Raw genomic sequence first — 15,696 nt, 5'->3', positions numbered from 1 at the left:
CGGTCTTGGAGCCATGGGACACAACCACGCACGGGTGCTGTCGTCGCTTGACGGTGTCGAGCTGGTGGGCGTCATGGACCCGGCAGGCGATTCCACGAGGGCCGGCCGGAACACCCCCGTCGTCGCCACCCTGCCCGAGCTGCTCGCGCTTGGACTCGACTACGCGGTGGTCGCCTGTCCCACGGCGTTGCACGAGGAGGTCGGCCTGGCCTTGGCCGAGAACGGCGTGCCCGCGCTGATCGAGAAGCCGCTCGCCCACTCAGCGACGGCCGCACAACGGCTGGTCGACGCCTTCGACAGAGCCGGGTTGGTCGCCGGTGTCGGACACATCGAGCGGTTCAACCCGGCACTGCAGAGCCTGCGTTCCCGCCTCGAGGCGGGAGAACTCGGTGAGGTCTTCCAAGTGGTCACGCGCCGCCAGGGGCCCTTCCCGCACCGCATCGCCGACGTCGGGGTCGTCAAGGACCTGGCAACCCACGACATCGACCTCACCGGTTGGGTCACCGGCCACCACTACGTCTCGGTCTCGGCGCGCACGGTGTCCAAGAGCGGCCGCCCCCATGAGGACATGGTCTCCGTGGTCGGCGACCTCAGCGACGGCACCCTGGTCAGCCACCTCGTCAACTGGCTCAGCCCCCACAAAGAGCGCTACACGGCGGTGACCGGCGAGCGTGGCTGCCTCGTCGCCGACACTCTCACGGCAGACCTGACCTTCCACGCCAACGGAGCGGTGACCACCGAGTGGGAGGCGCTGCGCGCCTTCCGCGGCGTAGCCGAGGGCGACATGGTCCGCTACGCCATCCCCAAGCGCGAGCCGCTCCTCGTCGAGCACGAGCGGTTCCGTGATGCCGTGGACGGCAAAGCGACGGACATCGTCACTCTCGATCAGGGGCTGAGGACGGTCGAGGTGGCGGAGGCGGTCCTCGACTCGGCACTGAGGAAGGCGTCCGTGAGCCTGCGACGCCCGCACACGCCGGCCCTGGCAATGGTCACCCAGCGGTCGTGACGAGCACCCCTGCCGAGCGCCGGGAACCAGCCCGTTCGGCGAGCCGGCCACCAGGTGCAGGAAGTCCAGTGGACAGGCGCAAACGGTGACGTCCCATTCGCGGCGCGCCAGAAAGTTGGCGGTCGCCCTACTGATCGGAAACTCAAATGGTTCTTCCGCGAGTTGGGCCTGCCGCGTGCCCTGCTGCTCAGGGGCCTGGTCGGCGAACAGCACCTCACCGTTCTCGGCCTTCGCCGTCGCCCGGATCGCCGGCCACGTCTCCTCCAGCCAGGTCCGCACCGCCTCTCGGCTGGGCCGCCCGCATCTACCACCTGCAGGCCTCGGCGTTCACCGAGGAGCGCCTCGCCCACGCGGTAGTCAGCGCCCACGTCGACGCCGGACGGGAAGACAGGCACGCGACCCCTCCGGTGGAGACGGTTCGCTTGGTTGAAAACCTGTCTACCAGGGGCTTCGTCCGTTCGTCAGACCAACTTGCCGCTCAACGAACTGAGTTGAAGAGGGCTCAGACAGCGTACCCGGAGCAGCCCGTGCTCGTTGCTCAGCACATGAACCTCAGCGGGAAGGTGGCGTTTCCTCAGGTGCGGATCGCACCCGGTGCGCAGGTCGACGAGTCAGCCGTGCTGAGCCCTGGTACCACCGTGTGGGAACTCGCGCAGATTCGCGAGGAAGCCGTGCTCGGCTGTGACTGCGTCGTGGGCCGGGGTGTCTACGTGGGACCTGGGGTGAAGATCGGCCACAGGGTCAAGATTCAGAACCATGCGCTGGTGTATGAGCCTGCCGAGCTGGCCGACGGCGTCTTCGTCGGGCCTGCGGTCGTCCTCACGAACGACCGCAATCCTCGCGCCGTCGACGCGCACGGACGTCTGAAACGCGCCAGTGACTGGGAGGCGGTCGGCGTCCGAGTCGCTGAGGGCGCGTCACTCGGCGCGCGCTCAGTGTGTGTGGCTCCGGTCAGCATCGGCCGCTGGGCGATGGTCGCCGCGGGGGCCGTCGTCACCAAGGATGTGCCGGAATTCGCCCTCGTTGCCGGTGTCCCTGCCCATCAGATCGGATGGGTGGGCCGAGCCGGCGAGCGTCTGCGCGCACTGCCGGATCGGGTCGGATTCTGGGAGTGCCCGAGTAATGGGATTCTTTACGCAGAGACAGACGGAATTCTGACGGAGCTTTCAGCTCAATACCGAGAAAAGTTGAGCCCGTGAAGGTCATGAGCGTAGTGGGGGCGCGCCCCCAATTCGTGAAGCTTGCCGCAGTCGCCGCAGCGTTCGGCAACACGGAGCACCATCATACGATCGTCCACACCGGCCAGCACTACGACGCCGGTCTGTCCGACGTCTTCTTCACCGGCCTCTCCATCCCTGAGCCCCATGTGCACCTGGGCGTGGGCTCAGGCACCCACGGCGTGCAGACCGGTACCATTCTGGCGGCCCTCGATCCCGTCATCGCCGCCGCACATCCCGAATGGGTGCTGGTTTACGGAGACACCAACTCAACTCTTGCCGGCGCCCTTTCCGCGGCCAAACAGCACATCCCCGTTGCCCACCTGGAAGCGGGCCTGCGCTCTTTCAACCGGCGGATGCCCGAGGAGCACAACCGCGTCCTCACCGACCACGCTGCCGATCTGCTGCTCGCGCCCACCGAGGAGGCGGTGGACCACCTGGCAGCCGAGGGCCTGGCCGACCGCGCGGTCCTGACCGGGGACGTCATGGTCGACGTCTGCCTGCGCATCAGGGACAAGGTGCTGAGGGACAAAGCCACCGCCGCACTTCCGGCCTTCCTCGACGCCCAGGAGCCCTACCTCTTCGCCACATTGCACCGGGCCGAGAACACGGATCATCCCGAGCGCCTGGCCGCTCTCGTGAACGCCCTGGCCAGTCTGCCGGTTCCCGTCGCCCTGGCCACCCATCCCCGGCTGCTCGCACGTGCCGAGGACTTCGGCATCAAGCTCGACCACGGCTCTCTCCGTATCAGCAGCCCCCTTCCCTACGCCGAGCTGATCCGCACGGTGCTCGGCTCGCGCGGCGTGATCACCGACTCGGGAGGACTCCAGAAAGAGGCGTTCCTGCTGGAGCGCGTCTGCACGACACTCCGTACGGAGACGGAATGGCCTGAGACGCTCCGGGGCGGCTGGAACACACTCGTGCCGGATCCTCGTGAACTGGGCTCCCAGGCATGGCCCGACATCGTCCTGCGCCCTGCGCCCGAGAGCTCCCGCGGCATGCCGTACGGCGACGGGAAAGCAGCACCCCGCGTGGTGCGGGCGCTGGAAGATCACATGAGCGGATCTCAGGCCCGCTGAGCCGTCGGCGACGGCGCACCAAGCACGATCACCTCGGCCCCGGCCCATCGATCGGGGTCAGTGATCCGCCGCCCGTCGACCACGACGCGCACCTGCGGGAACCGGTCGGAGCCGAGCTCCCGGTACTCGCCGTGGTCGGCTTGGATGACGGCGGCGGTGACTGCCTGGCCGCTGTACGGCGGCAGGCCGAGTGCGCTCAGCTCATCGGCCCTGTACAGCGGGTCGGACACGTACGGTTCGGCGCCCCGCGACCGCAGTGCCTCGACGACGGGGAACACCCCGGAGAACGCGGTCTCCTTGACGCCGCCCCGATAGGCCGCGCCCAATACCAGCACGCCTGCGCCGGTCAGGTCGCCGTACACATCCGCAAGCCGCCGTACCGCGTACTCGGGCATCGAGGCATTGGTCGCACGGGCCTCTCGTACGACCGTCGCGTCCGAGTCGTTCCACAGGTACATCCGCGGATAGACGGGAATGCAGTGACCGCCTACGGCGATGCCGGGCCGGTGGATGTGGCTGTAGGGCTGCGAGTTGCAGGCGTCGATCACCAGGTCCACATCGATGCCGGTGCGGTCCGCGAACCGTGCGAACTGGTTCGCCAGCCCGATGTTCACGTCACGGTAGGTTGTCTCGGCCAGCTTCGCGAACTCCGCGGCCTCTGCCGAGCCGAGGTCCCAGACACCGTTGGGGCGAGGCAGCTCGTCGCGTACGTCGAAGTCGAGGAGGGACTCGTAGAACTCGACACCTCGGCGCGCGGAGGCCGCGTCAATGCCGCCGAGCAGCTTGGGGTAGCGGCGCAGGTCGGCGAATACCCGCCCGGTCAGCACCCGTTCGGGGCTGAAGACTAGAGCGAAGTCCCGGCCCGCGGTCAGCCCGCTGCCCTGCTCGAGCATGGGCGCCCAGCGCCCTCGCGTGGTACCGACGGGCAGTGTCGTCTCGTACGACACGAGTGTGCCGGGCCGCAGCCCGCGTGCCACAGCCTGCGTCGCTGTATCCATCCAGCCGAAGTCGGGGGTGCCCCGGGCGTCGACGTATACCGGAACGACCAGGACTACCGCCTCGGCCCGCATGACCGCCGCGGTCGTATCGGTGGTGGCCAGCAGCCGCCCCTCCGCGACGACGCTCTTCAGCCTCTCAGCGAGTCCGGCCTCGCCGGGGAACGGCTCAACGCCCTCATTGACCAGGTGCACGACGTGTCCGTCCACGTCGGCGCCGATGACGTGGTGGCCTTTTGCAGCGAACTGGACAGCCAGCGGCAGGCCGATCTTTCCGAGCGCCACTACACAGATCTGCACGGCTACTTTCCTCCGAGAGGCCACAAGATGCGCAGGCGACCGAAGAGAGTCGACACGCATTGGCAGAGAGTTCGCACTGCGCACCCTATCTCTGCAGTTTCATTTCAGTGAGCCGACACAAAGGGTCGCACCATCGTCTGAGCGAAGCTGTGTCGGCAGGACGCGTGAAGGCACGGCCCTCGGTGATCGGGAGTTATCGAGTTCACTGATCACCACAACGGAAGACCGTGCGCGCCTTGTTCGCCCCGGACGAAGTGCGATTGGTCGTCGAGGTCGTTTCCCCTGAATCCGCTCGCCGCGACCGCACGGTCAAGCTCCGCAAATACGCGGAGGCCGGGATCCCGCACTACTGGTGCATCGAGGAGGAGGACGGGGTTCCCGTCGTCCACGTCTACAAGCTTGACGAACCCACCCACGCCTACGCGCCCGTCGGCATCTTCCGGGGCACTCTCCAACGCCCCGTGCCCTTCGAGATCGTCTCGACCTCGACAAGCTCACTCCTCAACGGAGCAGCTGAAAGTCAGCACCAAGTCAGCACGTGAACACTGAAGGGGGCGGGCTCAACGGAGTCCGCCCTCTGCTGACCTGGACGCTTGACGGATTACCTGGCGGATAGTAACGAATCGATCACACGTTGAAGCGGAACTCCACGACGTCCCCGTCCTGCATGACGTACTCCTTGCCCTCCATGCGCGCCTTGCCCTTGGCGCGGGCCTCGGCGACCGAACCGGTCTCGACGAGGTCGGCGAAGGAGATGACCTCCGCCTTGATGAAGCCCTTCTGGAAGTCGGTGTGGATCACGCCGGCGGCCTCGGGGGCGGTGGCGCCCTTCTTGATCGTCCAGGCGCGGGATTCCTTGGGGCCTGCCGTGAGGTAGGTCTGGAGGCCGAGGGTGTTGAAGCCGACGCGGGCCAGCGTCGCCAGGCCGGGCTCCTCGGCGCCGACGGACTCCAGGAGCTCCATGGCGTCCTCCTCGTCGAGCTCGGCGAGGTCCTGCTCCAGCTTGGCGTTGAGGAAGATCGCCTCGGCGGGGGCGACCAGGGCGCGCTGCTCGTCCTTGAAGGTCTCGTCGACCAGTTCGTCCTCGTCCACGTTGAAGACGTAGAGGAAGGGCTTGGTCGTCAGGAGGTGCAGGTCGTGGAGGAGTTCCTCGTTGCCCGAGCCCTGGACGATGCCCTGCGAGAAGAGGGTGTCGCCCCGCTCCAGGATCTCCTTCGCCGCCTCGACCGCCGCGACCTTCGGCGCGATGTCCTTCTTGATGCGCGAGTCCTTCTGGAGACGCGGCAGGACCTTCTCGATGGTCTGGAGGTCGGCGAGGATCAGCTCGGTGTTGATCGTCTCGATGTCGTCCTTGGGCGAGACCTTGCCGTCGACATGGACGACGTTCTCGTCCTTGAAGGCGCGGATGACCTGGCAGATCGCGTCGGACTCGCGGATGTTGGCGAGGAACTTGTTGCCCAGGCCCTCACCCTCCGACGCGCCCTTCACGATGCCCGCGATGTCGACGAAGTCGACGGTCGCCGGGAGGATCCGCTGCGAGGAGAAGATTTCGGCCAGCTTTGTCAGACGCGCGTCCGGGACGCCCACGACACCGACGTTCGGCTCGATCGTGGCGAACGGGTAGTTGGCCGCGAGCACGTCGTTCTTGGTCAGGGCGTTGAACAGGGTCGACTTGCCGACATTCGGCAGACCGACGATTCCGATCGTGAGCGACACGTTGCGACTTCCCGTACGTGAGAGGAGAGGACTGAGGGCTGGGGCCGATCCACCAGTCTACGGCGTACCGGGCCCCGCCCCCTTCGAGGCGTCGAACACTTGGCCAAGGTCGATCCATCGGCGTGTCTGAGGGGCGATTCTGCATATAAACCGTCCTAAGTTGGTCCGGTGGAGCAACACAGGACGCGACCCCCGCACATCCGAGCACGACGCGAGACGCCATCCCTGCCCCCGCAGGCGGCCCGCGGCGGGCGCCGTCCGGCGGCCGTGCGACGGCCCGCTCCCCCGGTCGTGCAGGCGGTGCGACGCTTCCCCAACCCCCGGCTCACCGGGCTCGGCGGTGGTCTGTTCTGCATCGCGGTGATGCTGGTGCTCGGCTGCCTCGACGCACTGACGTTCGGGTCGCTGACGGTGTACGGCGTGCTGTTCCTGCCGGTGTGCGTGCTGACGGCCGCCTGGGTGCGGCGCAACGACCTGGTCACCGCACCCATCGTGGTGCCGATCGCCTTCGCCGCGGGGCTCGTGCCCCTCGCCCAGGAAGGGGACGGGTTCGGCGCCCGGCTGATGGGCCTCGTGACGGCCCTGGCCACCGAGGCCGGATGGCTGTACGGCGGGACGCTCCTCGCCGGTCTGATCGTGACGGTACGGAAGATCCGGCTGATGAACCGCCGGCGGCAGGCGAACCGCCGGCCCTCGTGAGCTACTCCTTCGCCGCCCGCATCGCCGCCCCCACGATCCCCGCGTTGTTCTGCAGCTGCGCCGGGACGATCTCCGCCTTGATGCCCTTGATGTGGTGCAGGAACTTCTCGGACTTGCGGCTCACGCCACCGCCGATGATGAACAGCTCGGGCGAGAAGAGCATCTCGACATGAGCGAGGTACTTCTGGACGCGGCGCGCCCAGTGCTCCCACGTCAGCTCGCCGTCCTCCTTGGCCTTGCTGGAGGCGCGCGTCTCCGCGTCGTGCCCGTGCAGCTCCAGGTGGCCCAGCTCGGTGTTGGGGACCAGGACGCCGTTGACGAACAGGGCGCTGCCGATGCCCGTGCCGAAGGTCAGCAGGACGACGGTGCCCATGCGGCCGTGACCGGCGCCGAACTCCATCTCGGCGACGCCCGCCGCGTCCGCGTCGTTGACCACCGTCACCGGCAGGCCGCCGAGCCGCTCGCTGAACAACGCGCGCGCGTCCGTGTCGATCCAGTCCTTGTCGACATTGGCCGCCGTACGGATAGTGGCCCCGCCGGTCACCACGCCCGGGAAGGTCAGCCCCACCGGCCCCGACCAGCCGAAGTGGTCGATGACTTCCTTCACACCGTCCGCCACCGCGTCCGGCGTCGCCGGGTGCGGGGTGAGCACCTTGCAGCGCTCCTGGGCGAGGTCGCCTCTGGCCAGGTCCACCGGGGCGCCCTTGATCCCGGATCCGCCGATGTCCACACCGAAGATCTGCATGGCCCTACGTTACGACGGGCGACCGACAGTCACTCCTTCGAGGTCCCCGTACGCTCCGCGACCAGCGCCGCGGCCTCCTCGCGCAGATCGCGGCGGAGCTCCTTGGGCAGCGAGAAGGTGATGGACTCCTCGGCCGTCTTCACCGTCTCGACGTCCCCGTAGCCGCGCGCGCCCAACCACTCCAGCACCTCCTCCACCAGCACGTCCGGGACCGAGGCGCCGGAGGTCAGACCGACCGTGGTGACGCCCTCGAGCCAGGCCTCGTCGATCTCGGAGGCGAAGTCCACCAGGTGCGCGGCGGGGGCGCCCGCGTCCAGGGCGACCTCGACCATCCGGATCGAGTTCGAGGAGTTCTTCGAGCCCACCACGATCACCAGCTGAGCGTCCTCGGCGAGCTTCTTGACCGCGATCTGGCGGTTCTGCGTGGCGTAGCAGATGTCGTCGCTGGGGGGTGAGATGAGCTGCGGGAACTTCTCCTTCAGCGCCTCCACGGTCTCCATGGTCTCGTCGACGGAGAGGGTGGTCTGCGACAGCCAGACGACCTTGGACTCGTCGCGGACCTCGACCTTGGCGACGTCTTCCGGGCCGTCGACGAGGGTGATGTGGTCGGGGGCCTCGCCGGAGGTGCCGATGACCTCCTCGTGGCCCTCGTGCCCGATCAGGAGGATGTCGTAGTCCTCCTTGGCGAAGCGGACGGCTTCCTTGTGGACCTTGGTGACCAGTGGGCAGGTCGCGTCGATGGTGGCGAGCTGGCCGCGCGCGGCCTCCTCGTGGACGACGGGCGCGACGCCGTGCGCGGAGAACATGACGATGTTCCCCTCGGGGACCTCCTCCGTCCGCTCGACGAAGACGGCGCCCTTCCTCTCCAGGGTCTGCACGACGTACTTGTTGTGGACGATCTCGTGCCGGACGTACACCGGAGCGCCGTACTGCTCCAGGGCTTTCTCGACGGCGATCACGGCGCGGTCCACACCCGCGCAGTAGCCCCGGGGGGCGGCGAGCAGGACACGGCGGCCAGGCGAAGCAGTCATGCGTCCCATCGTAAGGCCGCGCCGGACGGGTCAAAGATCGCGTTGCTGGCGAGACTGGCCGGGAAGTGTGAAGGGCGGGGAACCGGCGACGGCAGTCGACAGATGAAACGCCGGCGGAGGCACCGATGTCCGAGACCCAGACGACGACCCGTACCGCCGATCCTGGCCATGGCCTGCGGCGCAGCCTCGGATTCCGGGATCTGGTGGTCTACGGGCTGCTTTTCATCGCCCCCATGGCGCCCGTCGGCGTGTTCGGCACGCTCGACGCCAGGTCGCACGGGGCGGTGGCGCTGGTCTATGTCGTCGCCACGGTCGCGATGGCTTTCACCGCGTTCAGCTACGCGCAGATGGTGCGGGTGGTCCCGCGCGCGGGCTCTGTGTACGCCTACGCGCGCGTGGCGCTCGGAAAGGAGGCCGGGTTCATCGCGGGCTGGATGGCGATGCTGGACTACCTGTTGATCCCGGCGGTCGCCTATCTCTTCTCCGGCATCGCGATGAACGCGCTGGTCCCGGAGGTCTCGCGGTGGGTGTGGACGGCGGTGGCGGTGGTCGTGACGACGCTGCTGAACCTGTGGGGTGTACGGGCCGCGGCCCGGGTCGGCTTCCTGGTGCTGGCGATGGAGATCGTGGTCCTGCTGGTGTTCATGGTCTCCGCGACCGTCGTCCTCGCGCGCGACGGTGCCGAGCGGGGGTGGCTGTCGCCGCTGTCGGGGGACGGCTCGCAGGGGGGCGTTCGCGCTGTCGGCGGTCCTCGGGGCGGTGTCGATCGCGGTGCTGTCGTATCTCGGCTTCGACGCGATCGCCTCCTTCGCGGAGGAGGTCACCGGTGGGTCGGCGAAGGTGGCGCGGGCGGTGCTGTTCTGTCTGGCGCTGGCGGGTGTGCTGTTCGTGGCGCAGACGTATCTGGTGGCGCTGCTGGAGCCGATGTCGTCGGCGGAGCTGGCGGCCCAGCCGGGGAAGCAGGGGTCCGCCTTCTACGACGCCGTGGATGTGTCCGTCGGGACCTGGCTGCACGATCTGGTGGCGGTGAGCAAGGCGATCGGGGCGGCGTTCGCGGCGCTGGCCGGGCAGGCGGCCGCGGGGCGGCTGCTGTTCGCGATGGGGCGGGACCGGCGGCTGCCGCGGGTGCTGTCGAAGACGGATGCGGGGGTGCCGCGGGTGGCGCTGCTGTGCGCGGCCGTCATCACGCTGGTGGCGGCGGTGTGGGCGGCCCGGCGGGACGACGGGATGGACCATCTGGTGTCGGTCGTCGACATCGGCGCGCTCACGGCCTTCACGTTGCTGCACGCGAGCGTGGTGGGGTGGTTCGCGGTGCGGCGGCGGGGTGGGTCGGTGAGTTGGTGGCGGCATGTGCTGGTGCCGGTCGCCGGCGCGGCCATCACCGTCGCGGTGATCGTGGAGGCGTCGGGGGCGGCGCAGGTGGTGGGGACCGTGTGGTTCGTGATCGGACTCGCGGTCCTGCTGGGGCAGCGGGGGCGGCCGCAGGCCGCACAGTGACCGGCGGACCTGGGCCGCATTGTCACAACCGGCCACTACGCTCGGCGCATGGCTCTCAACACGTCCGCGGAAACGCCGCTGCCCGTCGGTGAGGTCTCCCGGCTGATCGGGGGATGGATCGACCGGCTCGGTGCCGTCTGGGTGGAGGGGCAGATCACTCAGTTGTCCCGGCGGCCCGGTGCCGGTGTCGTGTTTCTGACGTTGCGTGATCCGTCGTACGACATCTCGGTGAGCGTCACCTGTTTTCGGCAGGTGTTCGACGACGTCGCCGATGTGGTGAGCGAGGGTGCGCGGGTCGTCGTGCTCGCCAAACCGGAGTGGTACGCGCCGCGGGGGCAGCTGTCGTTGCGGGCCGCCGAGATAAGGCCGGTGGGGGTCGGGGAACTGCTCGCGCGGCTGGAGCAGTTGAAGAAGTCGCTCGCCGCCGAGGGGCTCTTCGCGCCCGAGCGGAAGAAGGCGCTGCCCTTCCTGCCGCAGCTCGTCGGGTTGGTGTGCGGGCGGGCGTCCGCCGCCGAGCGGGACGTGCTGGAGAATGCCCGGCACCGCTGGCCCGCCGTCCGCTTCGAGGTGCGCAACGTCGCCGTGCAGGGCGTGCACGCGGTGCCGCAGGTGGTGCAGGCGGTCAAGGAGCTCGACGAGAACGACGACGTCGACGTGATCATCGTGGCCCGGGGCGGGGGCAGCGTGGAGGATCTGCTGCCCTTCTCCGACGAGCAGTTGGTGCGTACCGTCGCCGCCTGCCGTACGCCCGTCGTCTCCGCCATCGGGCACGAGCCGGACAACCCGCTCCTCGACCATGTCGCCGACCTGCGGGCCTCCACTCCGACCGACGCCGCCAAGAAGGTCGTACCGGATGTGGGCGAGGAGTACGAGCGCGTGCGGATGCTGCGGGACCGGGCGCGGCGGTGCGTCGAAGGGTTCATCGAGCGGGAGGAGCGCGGGCTCGCCCATGCGCTCGCCCGGCCGTCGATAGAGGATCCGCACCGGATGATCGACGAGCGTGCCGATCACGTGGCCTCGCTCGTGGAGCGGTCGCGGCGCACCCTCGGTCATCTCCTCGACCGCGCCGACTCGGAACTCACGCACACGCACGCACGCGTGGTGGCTCTCTCCCCCGCCGCGACGCTGAAGCGGGGGTACGCGGTGCTGCAGAAGGCCGACGGGCATGTCGTGCGGGACCCGGAGGAGGTCACCGGTGACGAGGTGCTGCGGGCGCGGGTTTCCGAGGGTGAGTTCAGTGTCCGAGTCGATGCTTAGGGTGGGCGCATGACCAGCAAGGTGGATGAGGCGCTCGGGTACGAGCAGGCGCGGGACGAGCTGATCGACGTCGTACGACGCCTTGAGGCCGGTGGTACGACGTTGGAGGAGTCCCTCGCGCTCTGGGAGCGGGGCGAGGAGCTGGCCAAGGTGTGCCGGCGGTGGCTGGACGGGGCGCGGGCGCGGCTGGACGCGGCCCTCGCCGAGGGGGAGGCGGAGCCCCCGGCCGACGGGGCGGCCGGGGGCTCCGAGTAGCAGCGAGCGGTCCCATCGGTGTGGGCCGGATACATGACGAGCGGACACCATGCCTCTCGTCCTTGACCGTTCCTGAGGACTGGCCGCGAACAATCCCGTCCAGCCGCACGCCCCGAACGGTCTTGGGCGCACTGGTCGTCCGCTTTCGCATCCCGGGCGGCGACACGGATCCTGTCCGTGGTCCGAGCCGGGCGGGCGGAGTCCCTCACGACCTGGTCCTTCGGGTACGGCCAGAGGCGACGGGGAGGCCCTGAACCATCTCGCCCGTGGAGCAGGGGCCCCGCACGCTGGCACCGCACCCGGCGTCCCAGATCGCACAGCGAAGTTACCCCGAACAGCCCAAGCCACTGCAACCTCACGAGCCGACGATCACACGATCGAGTTAAGGCCTCCCGCTCGCCGTCCTGCCCGCAGGCCAAGGACCTCTTCTTCAGCGAGCGCCCGGCCCGTGAGAGCGCGGCCGCGCTGAACGCCGCCCTCCAGGCCGCGTACTTCATCATCGGCGTCCGCGCCGCCGGTCTCGCCGCCGGCCCGATGACCGGCGTCGACTTCGAGGGCGTCCGCAAGGAGTTCCTCGACGGCGACCACACCCCGCTGATGGTCGTCAACATCGGCAAGCCGGGCGAGGACGCCTCCCACCCGCGCTCCCCGCGCCTCGCCTACGACGAGGTCGTCACCACGGTCTGAGCGACCCGGACACAGCAGAAGGGCCCCGGCTTCGGGGGCCCTTCTGCTGTGTCCGGGTGTTCCGGATGCCTCGCGCGTCGGGGGCGCTCACTCCGACTTGAGGGCCTTCACCATCTGCGTCAGCTGGGCGTGCGACCCCGCGCCCGCCACCACGGTCGTCGCGCCGTCGGCCTGGTGGACGAGCGCGTCGTATCGACCGCCGGTGTAGCGCGTCCAGGTCCGGCCGCCGATCTCCTCGGTGGTGTCCGTCTCCTCGCCGCCCTGGCTGGCCTTGTCGATGAACTCGGCGGCCGGCTCATGGGTCGACTGCTCGATCTGGACGTAGCCGTCGCCGGGGGTGTGGAAACCGAGGTGCCAGGCGTCGGAGTCCGCGCCGTCGTACCGGACGGAGGTGGCCTTCCAGGTGTCCGGCAGACCCGCCGGCGCCAGCACGGGGTAGGGCGCCGCACGCCGGGCCGTGAGCAGCTCGACGCGGTAGTCGACCCGCTTGACCTCCTGCGGAGAGTCGTCGTGCGGGATGAAGAGGTAGATGATCCCCGCCATGAGACCGATCAGGCCCAGGGAGAGAACCATGTCCCGGACCGTCTTCTGCTTGCCGCTCGAACCTGCCACGGACCTATCGTCGCAGGTGCCCTGGTCCGCTCATCCGTGGGGTCCCCTGCTCATTTTGTCTGCCTGACGATAGAGTCGACGCCATCACCCTCATCCGGCCGTCGTCGTATCAGAAAGGTGCGCTCCGATGACCGAGCATCATCATCTGCCCTCCGAGCTCGAAGTACCCTCCGAGGCCCCCGACCGCAACCTCGCCCTGGAACTCGTCCGGGTGACCGAAGCCGCGGCCATGGCCGCGGGCCGCTGGGTCGGACGCGGCGACAAGAACGGCGCCGACGGTGTCGCGGTGCGTGCCATGCGGACCCTCGTCTCCACCGTGTCGATGAACGGCGTGGTCGTCATCGGCGAGGGCGAGAAGGACGAGGCCCCGATGCTCTTCAACGGGGAGCGCGTCGGCGACGGGACCGGGCCCGAGTGCGACATCGCCGTCGACCCGATCGACGGCACCACCCTGGCCGCCAAGGGCATGCCGAACGCGATCTCCGTACTGGCGGCCGCGGACCGCGGGTCGATGTTCGACCCGTCCGCCGTGTTCTACATGGACAAGCTGGTCACCGGCCCCGATGCCGCGGACTTCGTCGACATCAACGCACCCGTCTCCGTGAACATCCGACGGGTCGCGAAGGCGAAGCGGTCCACCCCGGAGGACGTGACCGTCGTCATCCTCGACCGGCCCCGGCACGAGGGGATCATCAAGGAGATCCGGGAGGCGGGTGCGCGCATCAAGCTGATCTCCGACGGTGACGTGGCGGGCTCCATCTACGCGCTGCGCGAAGGCACCGGCGTCGACATGCTGCTGGGCATCGGCGGTACGCCGGAGGGGATCATCTCCGCCTGCGCCGTGAAGTGTCTCGGCGGCACCATCCAGGGCAAGCTGTGGCCCAAGGACGCGGAGGAGCGGCAGCGGGCGATCGACGCGGGGCACGATCTGGACCGGGTGCTGACCACCGACGACCTGGTGTCGGGCGAGAACGTGTTCTTCGTCGCGACCGGGATCACCGACGGCGAGTTGCTGCGGGGTGTGCGGTACCGGTCGGAGACCGCGACGACCGACTCGATCGTGATGCGGTCGAAGTCGGGGACGGTGCGGAGGATCGACTCCGAGCACCGGTTGAGCAAGCTTCGGGCCTACAGCGCGATTGACTTCGATCGTGCCAAGTAGCGCCTGACAGCTCGGGGGGCGTGGTGCGTTGGCGGCTGCGGGTGCTTCGTGGCTTGTCGCGCCCCGCGGCGGAGCCGCATATCGATACAGCCCCGCGCCCCTGGGGGCGTTCAGTTCCCCCTGATGGAGAAGTGAAGGGCGCCCCCGGTGCGGTGGGGGCGCCCTTCATATGTCCTGCGCGGCCGTCAGCCCGCCTGCGCTATGCGGGAGGCTCCTGCCGCCTTCTTCAGTTCCATGTCGCGGCGCCTGCGGCGGGCCAGGACCACGCGGCGTTCTGCCGCGGTGAGGCCGCCCCAGACTCCGTAGGGCTCGGGTTGCAGGAGTGCGTGTTCGCGGCACTCGACCATGACCGGGCAGCGGGCGCAGACCCGCTTCGCGGCCTCCTCGCGGGAGAGCCGGGCGGCGGTGGGTTCCTTCGAGGGGGCGAAGAACAGGCCGGCCTCGTCGCGCCGGCACACCGCCTCGGTGTGCCAAGGCGCGTCTTGGTCCCTGTCTCGCACTGGCACCCGCTGAGCCGGAACGGCAGCTACCTGCAGGGACGAATGCGGCGGTTGCAGCACGGTCTACTCCTGACGACGGCTTCGCGAGCGAGCGACGATGCAGCAAGGCCTACCCGCTGTGCGCGTGCCTATGCACTGAGTTCCGAACCGCTGGATTCCGGGTGGTCCCGTGCTGGGGTGTGAGTGGAACCGATCGTTTCGCACGCGGCCCGATTCACAACCGTCAACGATCCAGATGCTTGCGCAAACTCTTGTCGACCTTGTGCTGCACCCGATCGAGAATGTCCGCGACGAGCTTGCCCCGCCGGGGCCTCCCCTCGATGTTGCCGAGCACGGCCCACCCGTCGACGTAGACCACGGGCGCCTCGGGGTCGTCCGAATCCAGTGTGTGCACCTCGAAGTTGCCCAGGACTCCGCCGCCGGTGCCGCGCAGCGACACGTTCTCCGGGACGCGGACCTCGACGTTGCCGAACACAGAGATCGCCTTGATCACGACCTGCTGGTACTCGAACAGGGCCTCGCTGAGGTCTATCTCTACGCTGCCGAAGATCGCGTACGCATGGATACGGCGGCCCGCGCGCCAGCGGCCCTTGCGGACGGCGCTGCTGAACACCGCCACCACGTTCTCGTCGGGCTCGATCGGGATGGCGCCGACGGTGGGGCGGTTGGGGGCGGCGGCCGGCGTCGTGCGCCGCTGGTGGGCGGCGGGCAGGTCCTGGATGAAGGCGTCCAGTTCACCGACCGTCTTGGCGGCCAGCGCGCCCTCGACCCGCTCGGCGTGCTCCTCCGCGGTGAGACGGCCCTCGGCCAGGGCCTCGCGCAGGATGTCGGCGATGCGGTCGCGGTCGGCGTCGGAGGCGCGCAGGTCGGTGGTGGCAGCGGGCGAAGTCTGCTTCTCAAGGTCCACGGCAGCAGCGTACCCAAACGCGATAGATCGC

General features: G+C 68.9%; 14 protein-coding genes and 3 pseudogenes. 10 read left to right on the top strand and 7 right to left on the bottom strand.

Going from position 1 to position 15,696, the window contains the following annotated elements; translation table 11 throughout:
- The first annotated feature begins 13 nt into the window (after positions 1 to 13).
- The 3 genes from OHU89_RS32120 to wecB all read left to right on the top strand — a co-directional run bounded on the left by OHU89_RS32120 (position 14) and on the right by wecB (position 3,302).
- A complete protein-coding gene (locus tag OHU89_RS32120) occupies positions 14 to 1,006 on the top strand; it encodes a Gfo/Idh/MocA family oxidoreductase (RefSeq protein ID WP_405654749.1) in 993 nt (330 codons plus the stop codon).
- A gap of 545 nt (positions 1,007 to 1,551) precedes the next feature.
- Complete coding sequence (locus OHU89_RS32115) at positions 1,552 to 2,205, top strand: acyltransferase (protein WP_405654747.1); 654 nt, start codon at positions 1,552 to 1,554, stop codon at positions 2,203 to 2,205.
- Positions 2,202 to 3,302 (top strand): non-hydrolyzing UDP-N-acetylglucosamine 2-epimerase, encoded by a 1,101-nt coding sequence (wecB, locus tag OHU89_RS32110; RefSeq protein WP_405648079.1) that lies wholly within the window; start codon positions 2,202 to 2,204, stop codon positions 3,300 to 3,302. Before OHU89_RS32115 ends, wecB begins: the two co-directional genes overlap by 4 nt.
- Here wecB and OHU89_RS32105 read toward each other — a convergent pair.
- Positions 3,290 to 4,597: a nucleotide sugar dehydrogenase gene (locus tag OHU89_RS32105; protein ID WP_405648077.1), complete on the bottom strand. Its 1,308-nt coding sequence runs from the start codon at positions 4,595 to 4,597 to the stop codon at positions 3,290 to 3,292. The genes wecB and OHU89_RS32105 overlap by 13 nt on opposite strands.
- Positions 4,598 to 4,827: 230 nt before the next feature.
- Here OHU89_RS32105 and OHU89_RS32100 point away from each other — a divergent pair.
- Positions 4,828 to 5,114: pseudogene (locus OHU89_RS32100) on the top strand (Uma2 family endonuclease); the annotation flags it as partial.
- 110 nt (positions 5,115 to 5,224) lie between these two features.
- Here the strand turns inward: OHU89_RS32100 and ychF are convergent.
- Positions 5,225 to 6,313 (bottom strand): redox-regulated ATPase YchF, encoded by a 1,089-nt coding sequence (gene ychF, locus OHU89_RS32095; protein WP_405648075.1) that lies wholly within the window; start codon positions 6,311 to 6,313, stop codon positions 5,225 to 5,227.
- Positions 6,314 to 6,481: 168 nt separating this feature from the next.
- Between ychF and OHU89_RS32090 the strand changes: the two genes are divergently transcribed.
- Positions 6,482 to 7,012, top strand: coding sequence for a DUF6542 domain-containing protein (locus tag OHU89_RS32090; protein WP_405648073.1), 531 nt, complete (start codon positions 6,482 to 6,484; stop codon positions 7,010 to 7,012).
- Between the two features lies 1 nt (position 7,013).
- On the opposite strand, the gene ppgK is transcribed toward OHU89_RS32090, so the two are convergent.
- Positions 7,014 to 7,757: a polyphosphate--glucose phosphotransferase gene (ppgK, locus tag OHU89_RS32085; protein ID WP_405648071.1), complete on the bottom strand. Its 744-nt coding sequence runs from the start codon at positions 7,755 to 7,757 to the stop codon at positions 7,014 to 7,016.
- Positions 7,758 to 7,786: 29 nt separating this feature from the next.
- A complete protein-coding gene (locus tag OHU89_RS32080) occupies positions 7,787 to 8,797 on the bottom strand; it encodes a 4-hydroxy-3-methylbut-2-enyl diphosphate reductase (RefSeq protein WP_405648069.1) in 1,011 nt (336 codons plus the stop codon).
- Positions 8,798 to 8,913: 116 nt separating this feature from the next.
- Between OHU89_RS32080 and OHU89_RS32075 the strand changes: the two are divergent.
- The 4 genes and pseudogenes from OHU89_RS32075 to OHU89_RS32060 all read left to right on the top strand — a co-directional run.
- A pseudogene (locus OHU89_RS32075) lies at positions 8,914 to 10,285 on the top strand (APC family permease).
- A 48-nt stretch (positions 10,286 to 10,333) separates the two neighbouring features.
- Complete coding sequence (gene xseA, locus OHU89_RS32070) at positions 10,334 to 11,542, top strand: exodeoxyribonuclease VII large subunit (protein WP_405648067.1); 1,209 nt, start codon at positions 10,334 to 10,336, stop codon at positions 11,540 to 11,542.
- Positions 11,543 to 11,551: 9 nt separating this feature from the next.
- Complete coding sequence (locus OHU89_RS32065) at positions 11,552 to 11,797, top strand: exodeoxyribonuclease VII small subunit (protein WP_405648065.1); 246 nt, start codon at positions 11,552 to 11,554, stop codon at positions 11,795 to 11,797.
- 399 nt (positions 11,798 to 12,196) lie between these two features.
- A pseudogene (locus OHU89_RS32060) lies at positions 12,197 to 12,484 on the top strand (nitroreductase family protein); the annotation flags it as partial.
- Between the two features lie 87 nt (positions 12,485 to 12,571).
- Here OHU89_RS32060 and OHU89_RS32055 read toward each other — a convergent pair.
- On the bottom strand, positions 12,572 to 13,096 hold the full coding sequence (locus tag OHU89_RS32055) for a DUF4245 domain-containing protein (protein ID WP_405648063.1): 525 nt from the start codon (positions 13,094 to 13,096) through the stop codon (positions 12,572 to 12,574).
- A gap of 127 nt (positions 13,097 to 13,223) precedes the next feature.
- On the opposite strand from OHU89_RS32055, the gene glpX reads away from it, so the two are divergent.
- Complete coding sequence (gene glpX, locus OHU89_RS32050; protein ID WP_046260654.1) at positions 13,224 to 14,258, top strand: class II fructose-bisphosphatase; 1,035 nt, start codon at positions 13,224 to 13,226, stop codon at positions 14,256 to 14,258.
- A gap of 185 nt (positions 14,259 to 14,443) precedes the next feature.
- On the opposite strand, the gene OHU89_RS32045 is transcribed toward glpX, so the two are convergent.
- Both OHU89_RS32045 and OHU89_RS32040 read right to left on the bottom strand, forming a co-directional pair.
- Positions 14,444 to 14,818 carry a WhiB family transcriptional regulator gene (locus tag OHU89_RS32045; RefSeq protein ID WP_095046695.1) on the bottom strand — a complete coding sequence of 125 codons (375 nt, stop codon included), beginning with the start codon at positions 14,816 to 14,818 and terminating at the stop codon, positions 14,444 to 14,446.
- A gap of 163 nt (positions 14,819 to 14,981) precedes the next feature.
- Positions 14,982 to 15,665 carry a DUF1707 domain-containing protein gene (locus OHU89_RS32040; protein ID WP_405648060.1) on the bottom strand — a complete coding sequence of 228 codons (684 nt, stop codon included), beginning with the start codon at positions 15,663 to 15,665 and terminating at the stop codon, positions 14,982 to 14,984.
- Positions 15,666 to 15,696 lie beyond the last annotated feature (31 nt).

It is taken from the genome of Streptomyces sp. NBC_00019, from assembly GCF_045041015.1.
Taxonomy (GTDB): domain Bacteria; phylum Actinomycetota; class Actinomycetes; order Streptomycetales; family Streptomycetaceae; genus Streptomyces.
The sequence above is the reverse complement of the archived record's forward strand: the minus strand, read 5'-3'. Positions and strand labels throughout refer to the sequence as shown.

What these genes read in the sequence shown, in the direction of transcription:
- ppgK (WP_405648071.1), bottom strand. Translation starts at nt 7,757, where the DNA reads ATGCAGATCTTCGGTGTGGACATCGGCGGATCCGGGATCAAGGGCGCC.
- OHU89_RS32115 (WP_405654747.1), top strand. Translation starts at nt 1,552, where the DNA reads ATGAACCTCAGCGGGAAGGTGGCGTTTCCTCAGGTGCGGATCGCACCC.
- OHU89_RS32065 (WP_405648065.1), top strand. Translation starts at nt 11,552, where the DNA reads ATGACCAGCAAGGTGGATGAGGCGCTCGGGTACGAGCAGGCGCGGGAC.
- OHU89_RS32080 (WP_405648069.1), bottom strand. Translation starts at nt 8,797, where the DNA reads ATGGGACGCATGACTGCTTCGCCTGGCCGCCGTGTCCTGCTCGCCGCC.
- xseA (WP_405648067.1), top strand. Translation starts at nt 10,334, where the DNA reads ATGGCTCTCAACACGTCCGCGGAAACGCCGCTGCCCGTCGGTGAGGTC.
- OHU89_RS32120 (WP_405654749.1), top strand. Translation starts at nt 14, where the DNA reads ATGGGACACAACCACGCACGGGTGCTGTCGTCGCTTGACGGTGTCGAG.
- glpX (WP_046260654.1), top strand. Translation starts at nt 13,224, where the DNA reads ATGACCGAGCATCATCATCTGCCCTCCGAGCTCGAAGTACCCTCCGAG.